We start from the raw sequence: 407 nt of genomic DNA, 5'->3' as shown, positions 1-407 counted from the left end.
CGGATCACCGGTTCGCTGCACATGACGGTGCAGACGGCGGTGCTGATCGAGACCCTCACCGCGCTGGGTGCCGAGGTCCGCTGGTGCTCGTGCAACATCGTCTCCACCCAGGACCACGCCGCCGCCGCGATCGCGGTCGGTCCGAAGGGCACCCCCGAGCACACGCAGGGTGTGCCGGTGTTCGCCCGGAAGGGCGAGACCCTTGAGGCGGACTGGTGGTTCACTGAGCAGACACTCACCTGCCCGTACTGCCGGACCCCGAACATGACCCTGGACGACGGCCGTGATGCCACCCTCCTCATCTACAAGGGTGTCGAGTTCGACAAGGACGCCATGGCCCCGGACCCGTCGACGGTCGACCACGACGAGTGCCGGATCATCTTGGAGCTGGCCAACTGCAACCTGCC

The 407-nt window shown here is 67.1% G+C and carries 1 protein-coding gene; it reads left to right on the top strand.

Going from position 1 to position 407, the window contains the following annotated elements:
* A partial coding sequence (locus UK12_RS33300) for an adenosylhomocysteinase (protein ID WP_045306950.1) occupies positions 1 to 407 on the top strand: 407 nt, incomplete at both ends.

The sequence above is a fragment of the Saccharothrix sp. ST-888 genome (assembly GCF_000955975.1).
GTDB lineage: Bacteria > Actinomycetota > Actinomycetes > Streptomycetales > Streptomycetaceae > Kitasatospora.
The sequence above is the reverse complement of the archived record's forward strand: the minus strand, read 5'-3'. Positions and strand labels throughout refer to the sequence as shown.